This is a genomic window from Candidatus Berkiella aquae, assembly GCF_001431295.2.
Taxonomy (GTDB): domain Bacteria; phylum Pseudomonadota; class Gammaproteobacteria; order Berkiellales; family Berkiellaceae; genus Berkiella; species Berkiella aquae.
The window spans coordinates 815,092-827,584 of record NZ_LKAJ02000001.1 but is presented as its reverse complement, the minus strand read 5'-3'; the positions used below and the strand labels follow the sequence as shown (position 1 = coordinate 827,584).

Genomic DNA, 12,493 nt, shown 5'->3' with positions numbered 1-12,493 from the left:
AACCCTACCGAGAAAGAGGTTACAAAGTCTTTGGATACTTTATCTATGGAAAGAGAGGGGATGATATGAAACGTTTAACATGGATTTTACTTGCCACCACAATACCCACGGTAGTCATAGCCACTACCGCTGCTGTTACGACTGAAAATGCAAACAGCAATTTAGCCCAGGAGCAAGCCGCACAAGCAACGACAGCGACTTCTGAAAATGCTAAACCCAGTGATGCAACAACACCTGCTACCTCCGTGAATGCGGCTGGTTTACCACTGAGTGGTTCTGATACCACCACGATTTCTGCTGATCCGGCTGCAACAGTAGCCCCTACCCCAACGGTTTCTAATGCGGCGGGTCAACCCGTCAGCGGTTCAGAAACCACTGCGATTAGCGCCGATCCTGCGGCAACAACTTCCGTCGCTGCGCCAGAAAAAGTAGGCCCAAGACCTGGTGGTCCTAATAAAGGGATGCTACCTGAAGAATTTAAAGTTTATTATAGTGAAAAAACAGGATTCTCAAAAACGGCCTTAAAAGGAAGCACAGAGAAAATCATCCCAACTAAAAATGATTTTACCGAAGTGCCTGGATGTTATATTTCATGCTATTCCAAAGATAAAGACAAAGGTGTGTACCACGTTGGCGATAATACCTACTTAATCGGTCAAATTCGTGTGTCTGGCCACTATTATGGTGGAAATTGCTTACCCAAAGGTTTTGAAAGCAAAGACATTCGTAATGCTAAAGAATTTAAAGAAATGTGCGAAAAAGATTTCCCAGATAAGTGCGAAAAAGAAAGCTGCACCGTGGGTAGTAACAGTAGCGCGCAGTGGTTTAATTAAGAATCTCCACGCAGATAAAAGAGGGTGCCTAGCACCCTTTTTTGGTTAAATGTTCGAATATTTGAACAAAAAATGACCAGCGCACCATTTAGCCCACCAGCTGTTGTTTACCTAACCAACATATAAACGCTAATATAAATCCATTCAGAAATTTAAGGGCCGATGCCATGCTGTCATTTTTCCAGAATACCCTTTTAAATTGCTACCATTACTGTGTAGGCACAACGACAATTAACGACATAGTCAGGTCACAGGTCGATCAAAAAATTGCAACATTACCACACGAAATCCAATATGAAATCGCTACCCAGCTTGAAAAGCAATTACAGTTAGGCGTCAATAAAGGCATCAACTTAAGTGCAGAAAAACAGTATATTCAAGAATTACTAACGCTATTGAATAAAAAAAATCAACCGTATTCTGAAACCGATTTTTTAACCAATGAAAATATAGAACAATTTTATCAAGCACAAGAAACCAAATTTAATGATAAAAAAAGAATCATTGGCGATGTCAAAGCGCATCCTACCGATTTTATTCTATCTTATATGTTTGGTTGCGATCACTTTGCTACGCTGCCCAAGGGGAAAGCGGCGGCTCAACTACTTAAGCGTCAAATTGCTATCGATGAACTTGATGAATCCATTAATGCAGCCAGAGATAATCCTACGAGAATCTTGAACGATATTCTTTAGAGATTAAATAAAGGGTGCTTATCGCACTCTCTTTTTAATTGCACCGCTTCCGCGGTTTTTTTATTTGATATGATTATTTTCCCTCCATTACAGCACTCTCGCCTTACGCACGTTCATGCTTTCATAGGGGCTAGCAAATGGCACAGCTGCCGCCGCGCGCTATTTTGATTCTGGTTTCTTCCTCGCGGCAGCGAGGAGTTTATAAATACATTGTTATTGACGGATTTCATTGATTAAGTGAAAAATCCCCCCGCTTGTTTTTTCAAACAAGCGGCCCCCTTTTATACAAAGTGGGCGCATGATTCGCTACGCTCATTTTGTCGCGAAGCGACAGTCGCTTCCTTTGTAAAAGGAAGTCGCACAGCACTCTCGCCTTACGCACGTTCATGCTTTTATGGGGGGCTAGCAAATGGCGCAGCTACCGCCACGCGCTATTTTGATTCTGGTTTCATCCTCGCGGCGAGGAGTTTATAAATACATTGTTATTGACGGATTTCATTGATTAAATTAAAAATCCCCCCGCTTGTTTTTTCAAACAAGCGGCCCCCTTTTATACAAAGTGGGCGCATGATTCGCTACGCTCATTTTGTCGCGAAGCGACAGTCGCTTCCTTTGTAAAAGGAAGTCACTCGGACGGCTTTAGCCGGCTGGGCGGATGGATTTTATCTTATTCCCACGCAAAAAGAGCCGCGGCAGCGGCGAAACAAATAATGTGTCGCAAAAAAAAGGGTGCTTATAGCACCCTTTTCTTTTAAACATTTGCTGACATATTGTCTTCTGGTGCAGGGGTTGCTTCAAGTTCTTTCATGCTAAGGCGAATTCTGCCTTGACGATCGATCTCTAACACTTTCACTTTAACAATTTGTCCGACAGAAAGTACTTTGCTGACATCATCGATACGTTGATGAGAAATTTGTGAAATATGTACAAGGCCGTCTTTGCCTGGTAATACGGTCACAAATGCACCAAAATCAACGATGCGAGCTACTTTACCTTCGTATACTTGATTCACTTCTACATCAGCGGTGATCGATTCAATACGTTGTTTAGTTGCTTCACCGGATTCTCTATCGTTAGCAACGATATTAATGGTGCCATCATCATTCACTTCAATGCTGGTACCCATTTCTTCGGTTAATGCACGGATAGTCGCGCCACCCTTACCAATGACATCGCGGATCTTTTCCGGATTCACTTTTAAGCTATAAACGCGTGGAGCATAATCAGACATTTCGGTGCGAGGACCGCTCATTTCTTTATTCATGATCCCTAAGATATGTAAACGACCGGTACGCGCTTGCGCCAATGCCGCATCCATAATCTCACGGGTAATGCCGTTGATTTTAATATCCATTTGCAAAGCAGTAACGCCGTTTTCACTACCCGCTACTTTAAAGTCCATATCACCTAAGTGATCTTCATCACCTAGAATATCAGACAAAATGGCAAACTTATCTTCTTCTTTGATCAAGCCCATCGCAATACCAGCAACAGGGGCTTTCAATGGAACGCCTGCATCCATCAATGCAAGACTGGTACCACAGACGCTAGCCATGGAGCTTGAACCGTTAGATTCGGTAATTTCAGAAACAACGCGTAATACATAAGGGAATTTCGTTGTTTCAGGTAATACAGGCTGAATCGCACGACGTGCTAAACGACCATGACCAATTTCACGACGCTTTGGACTACCAATCATGCCCACTTCGCCTACACAGTAAGGAGGGAAGTTATAATGCAACATGAAGGGTTCTTTCTTCTCGCCTACAGCGCTATCAATCACTTGCGCATCACGACCTGTACCCAATGTCGCCACCACCACCGCTTGTGTTTCACCACGGGTGAAGAAAGCAGAACCATGAGTACGCGGTAATACGCTGGTTTGAACCGAAATAGGACGAATCGTTTCAGTATCACGACCATCGATACGCGCTTCACCACGTAGAATGCGACCACGAACAACCGTTTCTTCTATTTGACCAAAGACACCCAGTACTTGAGCTGAGGTATAGCCAGATTCGTCGGTTGCCAATGCAGCCACTGCGTTCTTTTTCAACGCTTTCAAATTATCTTGGCGAGCTGCTTTATCAGCAATCAAATAGCCTTGTTCAATAGCTTCACCAAATTGTGCTTGAACTTTTTCAATCAAGTCTGTTTTAGGAGCGGGAGGCTGCCAATCCCAAGCAGGTTTTCCGGCTTCGGCTGCTAATGCTTCAATCGCTTTAATCACGATTTGCATTTTCGCATGACCAAACATCACTGCTTCTAACATGATGGATTCTGATAATTGATTCGCTTCGGATTCAACCATTAAAACAGAGGTTGAAGTACCAGCAACGACTAAATCTAAATCAGAGTAACGCGCTTCGCTGTTGCTCGGATTTAAAATAAATTCGCCGTTTACATAACCAACGCGCGCACCACCAATCGGCCCATTGAAGGGGATCCCAGAAACAGCCAATGCAGCGGATGCACCGATCATCGCAGGGATATCTGGATTGATTTCAGGATTAATAGACATCACTGTCGCAACGATTTGTACTTCGTTATTGAACCCCGCTGGGAACAATGGACGCAATGGTCTATCAATTAGGCGCGCAGTCAATGTTTCACTTTCAGAAGGACGACCTTCACGCTTAAAAAACCCGCCGGGAATTCGACCGGCTGCATACATTCTTTCTTGATAGTTGACCGTTAAGGGAAAAAAGTCACGCTCAACTTCTTGATCTTTAATACCAACGACAGTGACTAGCACTACCGTTCCGTCCATATTGACCATGACAGAACCAGTGGCTTGGCGGGCGACAACACCCGTCTCAAGACTGACTGTATGGTTTCCATATTGAAAAGTTTTTAAACATGCAACCACGGTTAATTCCTTGGGTTATTTAAAGGGGGGATTAGCGACGTAGTTCTAATCGCTCAATCAGGCTCTTGTAAGTCGTCGGTTGATTCTTCTTCAAGTAATCTAACAGTTTGCGACGACGCGCTACTAAATTCATCAACCCTTGTCTTGAATGAACATCTTTACGATGGGTTTTTAAGTGCTCTGTTAAATAAGAGATTCTGGAACTCAACAAAGCCACCTGTACTTCTGGGGAACCGGTGTCGCCAGCAGAACGTTGATATTTTTCAACAATCTGGGCCTTAGCTTCTACTGTTAACGTCATTATCTACTCCGATAGATCTTATATAAGTTATTTAATTAAATTCCTGCATGCTCGATAGCCGGACACAGGAAGTCAAGCATTTTATCACAGGCTAAACGCTTACACACTCTTTATTCTCTGAGGTTTTAGCAAGGAGCCGTTTGGGAACTAATTGATTCGTCGCTATTTCCCCGATCCCAATAAATTCACCAAGTGGATCGAGTAACATCACGTCGCCAATCGCTTTTTCATGCTCATAAGGAATCACCTGACCGCGACAAAGTTTGAAAGCCGCTTCAGGTTCCAAGGTGATAGAAGGTAATAATTGGCTCAGAATAGTTTGCAAAGAGAGCAAAGGAATGTCAGCTGAATCATTATAATCCAGCAACTGTTCTAGTGAGATCATCTCATGCCTTTGAAAAGGCGCAACCCACAGCCTGTGCAGCATTTTCACATAAGCCCCACAGCCCAACACTTTACCAATATCTTCTACTAAGGTTCGGATATAGGTCCCTTTACTACAGGTTACTGTCATCATGAAGGTTTCGTGTTCGCAGTGCGTTAAAACCAATTCATGAATGGTAATGGTTCTGGATTTTCGCGGGATCTCAATGCCACGTCTGGCTAATTTATAAAGAGGTTGTCCGTTATGCTTAACCGCAGAATACATGGGAGGGATCTGAGTTTGTGTTCCAGTAAAACGCTCAAGTATGGCTTCGATTTCTGCTCTATCAAAAACAGGAACAGGCTGTGATGTGACAATTTCCCCTTCACCATCACCGGTGGTGGTGGTAATCCCTAATCTCACTTCAACCGTATATTGCTTATCTTCTTCAATAAAAAACCGGGAAAACTTCGTGGCTTCGCCTAAACAAATAGGCAACATTCCACTGGCCAAGGGATCTAAACATCCGGTATGACCTGCTTTGTCCGCTTTGAGTAATCTTTTGGTTTTTTGGAGAGCGCTATTAGAAGAAATGCCAGTGGGCTTATTCAGCAGAAGGATGCCATCAACTCTCATTATCTTTTTTATCCGAAGCAATCGCATCATCAATCAACCGTGAAATACGATTTGCTTTAATGGTCGTATCATCATAAACAAAAGAAAGCTGTGGCATGACTCGAATGGTCATTTTTCTGGCAAGCTGGCCTCTTAAAAAGCCTGCGGCTTTATTTAAGCCTTCTAAGGTTTCTTTGGCTTTTTCTTCCATCATGACGCTGACAAAGACTTTGGCGTAAGCCAAATCTTTAGATACTTTTATTTCTGAAATGGTGATCATGCCCACGCGCGGATCTTTCAATTCTTCACGAATAAGAACTGATAATTCTCTTTGCATGACGTCTGCAATTCGGTCAGTCCGACTAAAATCTCTTGCCATTACTCTTCTCATTTTATACTACGTCATGCCAGCGAAGGCTGGCATCCAGGATTTCTCTTGACTGGGCCCCAGCCTACGCTGGGGCGACAATATATGCCGGTTTAGTCTCGCGCATCCATGACGGGAACTAGCACTTCTACTTTTTCGTAGACTTCAATCATATCGCCGACTTTGACGTCATTGTAGTTTTTAACGCCAATACCACACTCGGTGCCTGAACGCACTTGTGCAGCATCTTCTTTAAAGCGACGTAATGATTCCAAAGCACCTTCGTAAATCACCACATCATTGCGTAAAACGCGGATAGGTAAATTACGTTTAATCGTTCCTTCAACCACCATACAACCGGCAATCGCGCCCAGTTTGCTGGAGCGGAAGACATCGCGTACTTCTGCTAAACCAACAATCACTTCTTTGAACTTCGGACCGACCATACCAGAGATAGCAGCTCGAATAGTATCAATCACATCGTAAATAATACTAAAGTAGTGAATCTCGATACCTTCATGTTCCGCTAATTTACGTGCTGTGCTGTCTGCTCGAACGTTAAAGCCAACGATAACCGCTTTAGAAGCGATGGCTAAGTTAACATCGGATTCGTTCAAACCGCCCACGCCTTTAGCAACAATCTTGACGGATACTTCTTCATTCGACAATTTTTCGAGTACTTCGGTTAACGCTTCAATCGAACCTTGAACGTCCGCTTTCACCAAAATGTTTAACTGGCGGGTACCCGTTTCTTGCATGCGATCCATAAAGCCTTCTAGTTTAGAAGCTTGTTGTCTCGCCATTTTCACTTCACGGTATTTACCTTGACGGAACAACGCAATTTCTCGAGCTTTACGTTCATCCGAGACTGCGGTCATTTCATCACCCGCAGCAGGTGTTCCTGATAAACCAAATACTTCTACTGGAATAGAAGGGCCCGCACTTTGTACAGGATGACCATTTTCATCTAACATCGAGCGTACACGACCATATTGCGATCCAGCGATCACAATATCGCCTTTATTCAAGGTACCGTTTTGTACCAAGATGGTTGCAACAGGACCACGACCTTTATCAAGGCGTGATTCAATCACCAAACCACTTGCAGGGCAGTCTTCGTGCGCTTTGAGCTCTAAAACTTCTGCTTGTAATAAAATGCCTTCTAACAATTCATCAATACCGGTTCCCACTTTGGCAGAAACAGGCACAAACATGGTGTCGCCGCCCCACTCTTCAGGGATAACGGTATGTTGCACCAGTTCGTTCTTAATGCGATCGAGATCGATACCGTCTTTGTCTACTTTGTTGATAGCAACAATCATGGGCACTTCAGCCGCTTTAGCGTGCTGAATCGCTTCGATGGTTTGTGGTTTCACTCCATCGTCTGCTGCAACCACTAACACGATAACGTCGGTACATTTAGCACCGCGAGCACGCATCGCACTGAATGCCGCGTGACCTGGGGTATCTAAGAAGGTGATCATGCCGCGTTTGGTTTGCACATGATAAGCACCGATATGCTGGGTAATACCGCCCGCTTCTCCGGCTGCCACTTTGGTTCGACGAATATAGTCAAGCAAGGAGGTTTTACCATGATCGACGTGGCCCATAATGGTTACAATCGGTGCTCTGGGTTTCTCATCCCCTTCGTAGTTAATTTGAATGCTATCTTCGAGCGAATCTTGTTTGCGTAAAACGGCTTTATGACCTAATTCTTCGCACACTAAAACGGCTGTATCTTGATCAACCACTTGGTTAATGGTCGCCATCATACCCATTTTCATTAAGGTTTTGATGACTTCAGCCCCTTTCACTGACATACGTTGGGCTAAATCATTAAGGCTAATGGTTTCAGGAATAATAACTTCACGAATAACTGGCGCGGTAGGTTTTTCAAATCCATGTTTTTTAGGCGAGGATTCATCAAATTTCTTAAATTTAGAACGTCGTTTACGGTTATGACGACCGCCTTCATCGCTATCGACATCTTGAATATCGCGGATCTTCTTGCTGCCTTTTGGCTGCTTGAGCGCCTTTTTAGCACCAGCACCGGCGTCACGTTCTTTTTCTTTGCCATGGCCGCGCTTATCATCACTTGCAACTGCGGCAGGACGATGATGGTGTTCTTTTTCTTTGGTGCTTTCTTTGGCTTTTGCAGACTTTTCTTCTGCAACCGCAGCAGGTGCGACGGCTTTTTCTTCCGCAAATTCTTCTATAGGGGCTGCCGCTGCTACTGGCATAGGTTCAGGTACAATTTCAGGTACTGAAACTTCTACCGCTGTTTGAATCGTTTCTTCTGCCACTACCGCTTGAGGAGCGACTTCTGCTACCACATCGGCAACGACTTCTTGTGATTCAGCTTCTGGAGCAACAACGAGATCCTGCCCTTCAGGCGTAGCAGGCCGTTTAATGAATTTACGTGTTTTCTTCGTAACGACTTTAACCGTTTTTTTACTCGAAGTTCCTGGAACTTTAACGTTTAATTCGCTAATTCTTTCACGTGTCACCGTAAACTGGGTTACCCCACCTCCGGTTACACTATCTTTTTCACCGTGATCGCTTTTCAACTTTTCTAAAAGTTTTTGCTTTTGCTCATCGGTCACACGATGTTTTAAACCTTCTGCGCAATGGATACCAGCACTTTCCAACTGTTGCAGCAACAACTTGGGTGAAATTTTCAGTATCTCAGCATATTCTGCAACGGTTACCTCAGACATGGGTCCTCCCGCAAGTGCCGCGTTATTCTTCAATAAACCAATGAGCACGCGCAGCCATAATTAATTTTGCTGCACGATTTTCATCCATCCCTTCTACTTCCAGCAGATCATCAACTGATAGTTCAGCTAAATCATCTCTGGTCACAATTCCTTTATTTGCTAATGTATAGGCTAAATGCTTATCCATGCCTTCAACTTCAAGCAAATCAGAAGCTGGCGCGTTTTCGCTTAAGCGCTCTTCTTCCGCAATAGCTTTTGTTAACAATGAATCTTTAGCGCGCTCACGTAATTGAGCAAGTAAAGCTTCATCCATTCCTTCTACTTCCATTAATTCTTGCGCAGGAACGTAAGCAATTTCTTCAATACTGGTAAAACCTGCTTCAATTAAGTTTGCTGCAATTTCAGGTGAAACTAATAAGAGTTGCGTAAACATTTCTGATAATTTTTCAAATTCTTCTTGATCACGTGTTTGTGCTTGGTTTTGTGAAATCACATTCAGCTCCCAACCGGTTAATTGACTTGCTAAGCGAATGTTTTGACCACTACGTCCAATTGCCGCAGATAATTGTTCATCTGCGACGATAACATCCATTGAGCGCGCATCGTCATCGATGATGATCGAAGCCACTTCTGCAGGTGCAATCGCATTGATAACAAATTGCGCAGGATTATCATCCCACAAAACGATATCAACTCGTTCACCACCTAATTCACTCGATACAGCTTGTACTCGAGCGCCTCGCATCCCGACGCAAGCGCCAATGGGATCGATTCGATTATCTTTAGCCAAGACAGCAATTTTTGCTCTTGCGCCTGGATCGCGTGCTGCCCCTTTTAATTCGATTAAACCATCACCAATTTCTGGTACTTCGATCTTAAAGAGTTCAATCAGCATTTCTGGGCAAGTACGACTAATAATTAATTGTGGGCCTCTTTGATCGGCACGCACATCTTGCAGGTAAGCTCGTACTCTATCGCCGACACGAACAATTTCGCGAGGCAACATGTCCGAACGACGCAATAAGGCTTCTGCATTATTGCCAAGTTCAATAATAATATTTTCACGGGTAACTTTTTTAACCGTACCCGCAACCAGTTCACCAATGCGTGCACGATATTCGTCAGCGATTTGATCACGTTTTGCTGCACGTAATCTTTGCATGATGACTTGTTTCGCGGTTTGCGCAGCAATACGACCAAATTCAACCGAAGGAACAGGTTCTAAGATTTGCTCACCTAATTGGGCGTCCGCTTTCTTTTCTCGTGCTTCTTCTAAGGTTAATTCTGCATCTTCATTCATAATGCCAACGACTTCACCGTCTTCGTTGGGGGCAGTGACATCGATAACATTCCAAACACGAAAAGTTTCATAGTCGCCAGTGATGCGGTTAATAACGACTTTAAATTCCCAATCCGCACCATAACGTTTTTTACTCGCTGATTCTAATGCGGCCTCAAGCGCTTCAAAAACGATTTCTTTGGGGACATTCTTCTCATTTGAGACGGCATCTACTACTAAACGAATTTCTGGGTTCATCGTTTTGCCTCTTTTTCATTACGGCTGCCAATACTAATGTCCGGTAAGACTTTTGCTTTGTCGATATCGTTATATTGAAATGAGATGTTTTGTTCATCTACAACCATTTCGATACCTTCATCGTCAGCTTTTACTAAAGTGCCCTTAAAATTTTGTCGGTTTCCTAATGCATGACTGGTCCGAACCGTGATTTTTTGGCCCACTTGATTCTGAAAGTGAGCAGGCAGAAATAAAGGTCTTTGTATTCCTGGAGACGATACTTCTAACGTATATTGGCCTTTGATAGGCTCTTCTACATCGAATATGACACTGATTTGACGGGTAAGTTCAACAATGTCATCAATGGTGATGCCACCTTGCTTATCCATATAGATGCGAACAACGGTATGCTTACCACCGCCGACACATTCTACACCCACCAGTTCAAATGGCGTGCCCTGAATGACGGGGCCAATGAGATCATGCCACTTAGTTTGCTGATGCATGCGCTATATTTAAAATCCTATGCCGATTATCCAAACAAAAAAGTGGGCATTGCCCACTTCCTTCACTGCATTATACATCTACGTTTTCATGCATAATAAAAAACCCCATGGAGGGGTTTACTACGTAGGATACTGGTAGCGGGGGCAGGATTTGAACCTACGACCTTCGGGTTATGAGCCCGACGAGCTGCCAGACTGCTCCACCCCGCGTCAAGTTGGCACATCATATGTTAAATGGCCTTACTAAGCAAGTATCATCACCTTCCGATGTTTGCTAACAAATTGATTTAACATATTTTAGAGGAGTTATTCTTATGAATAGTTTTATAACTACCTATTCAACTGTTTAACTATTGAATGCATTGGGTAGGCTCAGTATACTCCTAAGTGTTGCATATACACGTTTATACGCAACTAACCTCAAACAAAGGAGAATGTTATGAAACAATTAAATATCATGGAAACCAATTTAGTGTCTGGCGGTGATTACGATTTAAATCTGACACTCCATGTGCCTTCTAGCGTTGCGGCACCAATCTCAGGCTTGATTCAAGCGATTGTGACCGGTCAAGTTACCAACACCACAGAATTCGCTAACCAACTAACTTCAGCTGGCCCCATATTAGATGAGGTTCGCATTACGGATATCTCCTTTTCCGACTTTAACTGATGAGTAATCGGATTGGCCTTGGTATTAGACCGCTGAGGCCGATCCTTCTTTAAAATAACGTACAACCTCTGCTTTTCTTCTTCACCGGCTTTGCCTCAGTCGCGCTTTCTTTGTTGTTAAATGCTTCGGCAGCATAAAATGCTAAGCGATGTTCTAATACAGTAATTTGCGCATCCATATCGGCATCGAGTAATTGCAACTCAGCAATTTCCTGACATTGCTGGTCAACTTTATGCGATAAATACTGAATCAATTTTATTTTTTGTGCTTGTGAAAGTGTTAATAATAATTGCGCGCCCTGACACTTATCTGTTCGAACAACCCGTAAAATTTGCTCAAATTGGCTACTATCTTCTAGCGATATACCCGATAAAGCCATGCTTTATTCCTTAATTATTAATATTGGAATTGATACTATTTAATGGCCTAACAAAATGCAACAGACCAAAAAAAAGCAGGACTAACCTGCTTTTTTTAGTTAATGTAAGAAGATTACATTACGACGCAATTTTGAGAAGAACCTGATTTGCCAGGCTTAACTTTCTTTTTACTAGCAACGGCAATAGCTGTGCCTTTTGGAATGTCCATTTGTTTTGACGCTGTTTGTTTAGCACCTTGGGAAAAAACTAACTTTTCTTTTCTTTCTAGATCAGCAATTTTAACATCAAGTTCTGCAACCCGAGTCATGTGTTGCTCATATTGTGTTTTGTAAGACACCATTTTTGAATGGAGCTCTTGATCATGTGCTTGAACAATTTTTAAGTCAGCAAAGTATTCTTTAAAACGCTCGCGTTGTCCTGAATCAAGCTTTTCTACTAATGTTCCCATTAGGGTATGATTACCATCACTGTTTGCTTTTACAATTTCAAAAAAAGTTTGTCTTTCTTCCATAGTATATTTAGAATCTAAATTAGGAACTACACCTTTTGTGGTCATTTTGATCTCCAAATTTATCCAACAAATCCAATCGCAATAATTTACATTAAAATTCAGGATTTTTCAATTATTATATAATAATAACTTAGTACAGATATTTAATT

At 42.8% G+C, this 12,493-nt stretch carries 12 protein-coding genes and 1 tRNA gene; 3 read left to right on the top strand and 10 right to left on the bottom strand.

Features of this window, described 5'->3' with window-relative positions:
• Positions 1–65 precede the first annotated feature (65 nt).
• Entirely contained in the window at positions 66–833 is a 768-nt protein-coding gene (locus tag HT99x_RS03880; RefSeq protein ID WP_075065580.1) for a hypothetical protein, read from the top strand.
• A gap of 167 nt (positions 834–1,000) precedes the next feature.
• Positions 1,001–1,528, top strand: coding sequence for a hypothetical protein (locus HT99x_RS03875; protein ID WP_075065581.1), 528 nt, complete (start codon positions 1,001–1,003; stop codon positions 1,526–1,528).
• 751 nt (positions 1,529–2,279) lie between these two features.
• On the opposite strand, the gene pnp is transcribed toward HT99x_RS03875, so the two are convergent.
• The 8 genes from pnp to HT99x_RS03835 form a co-directional block, all read right to left on the bottom strand.
• Positions 2,280–4,397 (bottom strand): polyribonucleotide nucleotidyltransferase, encoded by a 2,118-nt coding sequence (gene pnp, locus HT99x_RS03870; RefSeq protein ID WP_075065583.1) that lies wholly within the window; start codon positions 4,395–4,397, stop codon positions 2,280–2,282.
• 31 nt (positions 4,398–4,428) lie between these two features.
• A complete protein-coding gene (gene rpsO, locus HT99x_RS03865; RefSeq protein WP_075065584.1) occupies positions 4,429–4,698 on the bottom strand; it encodes a 30S ribosomal protein S15 in 270 nt (89 codons plus the stop codon).
• Positions 4,699–4,789: 91 nt separating this feature from the next.
• Entirely contained in the window at positions 4,790–5,698 is a 909-nt protein-coding gene (truB, locus tag HT99x_RS03860) for a tRNA pseudouridine(55) synthase TruB (RefSeq protein WP_235528419.1), read from the bottom strand.
• Positions 5,688–6,056, bottom strand: coding sequence for a 30S ribosome-binding factor RbfA (gene rbfA / locus HT99x_RS03855; protein WP_075065586.1), 369 nt, complete (start codon positions 6,054–6,056; stop codon positions 5,688–5,690). The genes truB and rbfA overlap by 11 nt, the downstream gene beginning before the upstream one ends.
• Before the next feature lie 101 nt (positions 6,057–6,157).
• On the bottom strand, positions 6,158–8,761 hold the full coding sequence (gene infB / locus HT99x_RS03850; protein WP_075065823.1) for a translation initiation factor IF-2: 2,604 nt from the start codon (positions 8,759–8,761) through the stop codon (positions 6,158–6,160).
• A gap of 22 nt (positions 8,762–8,783) precedes the next feature.
• Positions 8,784–10,298, bottom strand: a complete 1,515-nt coding sequence (gene nusA, locus HT99x_RS03845; RefSeq protein ID WP_075065587.1) for a transcription termination factor NusA — start codon at positions 10,296–10,298, stop codon at positions 8,784–8,786.
• Complete coding sequence (locus HT99x_RS03840; RefSeq protein ID WP_075065588.1) at positions 10,295–10,783, bottom strand: ribosome maturation factor RimP; 489 nt, start codon at positions 10,781–10,783, stop codon at positions 10,295–10,297. Before HT99x_RS03840 ends, nusA begins: the two co-directional genes overlap by 4 nt.
• 133 nt (positions 10,784–10,916) lie before the next feature.
• A tRNA-Met gene (locus HT99x_RS03835) sits at positions 10,917–10,993 on the bottom strand.
• 229 nt (positions 10,994–11,222) lie between these two features.
• Here HT99x_RS03835 and HT99x_RS03830 point away from each other — a divergent pair.
• Positions 11,223–11,453 carry a hypothetical protein gene (locus tag HT99x_RS03830; protein ID WP_075065589.1) on the top strand — a complete coding sequence of 77 codons (231 nt, stop codon included), beginning with the start codon at positions 11,223–11,225 and terminating at the stop codon, positions 11,451–11,453.
• 49 nt (positions 11,454–11,502) lie between these two features.
• On the opposite strand, the gene HT99x_RS03825 is transcribed toward HT99x_RS03830, so the two are convergent.
• Positions 11,503–11,832 (bottom strand): hypothetical protein, encoded by a 330-nt coding sequence (locus HT99x_RS03825; RefSeq protein WP_075065590.1) that lies wholly within the window; start codon positions 11,830–11,832, stop codon positions 11,503–11,505.
• 113 nt (positions 11,833–11,945) lie between these two features.
• Entirely contained in the window at positions 11,946–12,389 is a 444-nt protein-coding gene (locus HT99x_RS03820) for a hypothetical protein (protein WP_075065591.1), read from the bottom strand.
• Positions 12,390–12,493: the final 104 nt, after the last annotated feature.

Bases quoted from the DNA above. Each gene is read 5' to 3' on its own strand.
- rpsO (WP_075065584.1), bottom strand. From the start codon at position 4,698: ATGACGTTAACAGTAGAAGCTAAGGCCCAGATTGTTGAAAAATATCAA.
- HT99x_RS03880 (WP_075065580.1), top strand. From the start codon at position 66: ATGAAACGTTTAACATGGATTTTACTTGCCACCACAATACCCACGGTA.
- truB (WP_235528419.1), bottom strand. From the start codon at position 5,698: ATGAGAGTTGATGGCATCCTTCTGCTGAATAAGCCCACTGGCATTTCT.
- HT99x_RS03875 (WP_075065581.1), top strand. From the start codon at position 1,001: ATGCTGTCATTTTTCCAGAATACCCTTTTAAATTGCTACCATTACTGT.
- HT99x_RS03825 (WP_075065590.1), bottom strand. From the start codon at position 11,832: ATGGCTTTATCGGGTATATCGCTAGAAGATAGTAGCCAATTTGAGCAA.
- nusA (WP_075065587.1), bottom strand. From the start codon at position 10,298: ATGAACCCAGAAATTCGTTTAGTAGTAGATGCCGTCTCAAATGAGAAG.
- HT99x_RS03830 (WP_075065589.1), top strand. From the start codon at position 11,223: ATGAAACAATTAAATATCATGGAAACCAATTTAGTGTCTGGCGGTGAT.
- HT99x_RS03820 (WP_075065591.1), bottom strand. From the start codon at position 12,389: ATGACCACAAAAGGTGTAGTTCCTAATTTAGATTCTAAATATACTATG.
- infB (WP_075065823.1), bottom strand. From the start codon at position 8,761: ATGTCTGAGGTAACCGTTGCAGAATATGCTGAGATACTGAAAATTTCA.
- HT99x_RS03840 (WP_075065588.1), bottom strand. From the start codon at position 10,783: ATGCATCAGCAAACTAAGTGGCATGATCTCATTGGCCCCGTCATTCAG.
- rbfA (WP_075065586.1), bottom strand. From the start codon at position 6,056: ATGGCAAGAGATTTTAGTCGGACTGACCGAATTGCAGACGTCATGCAA.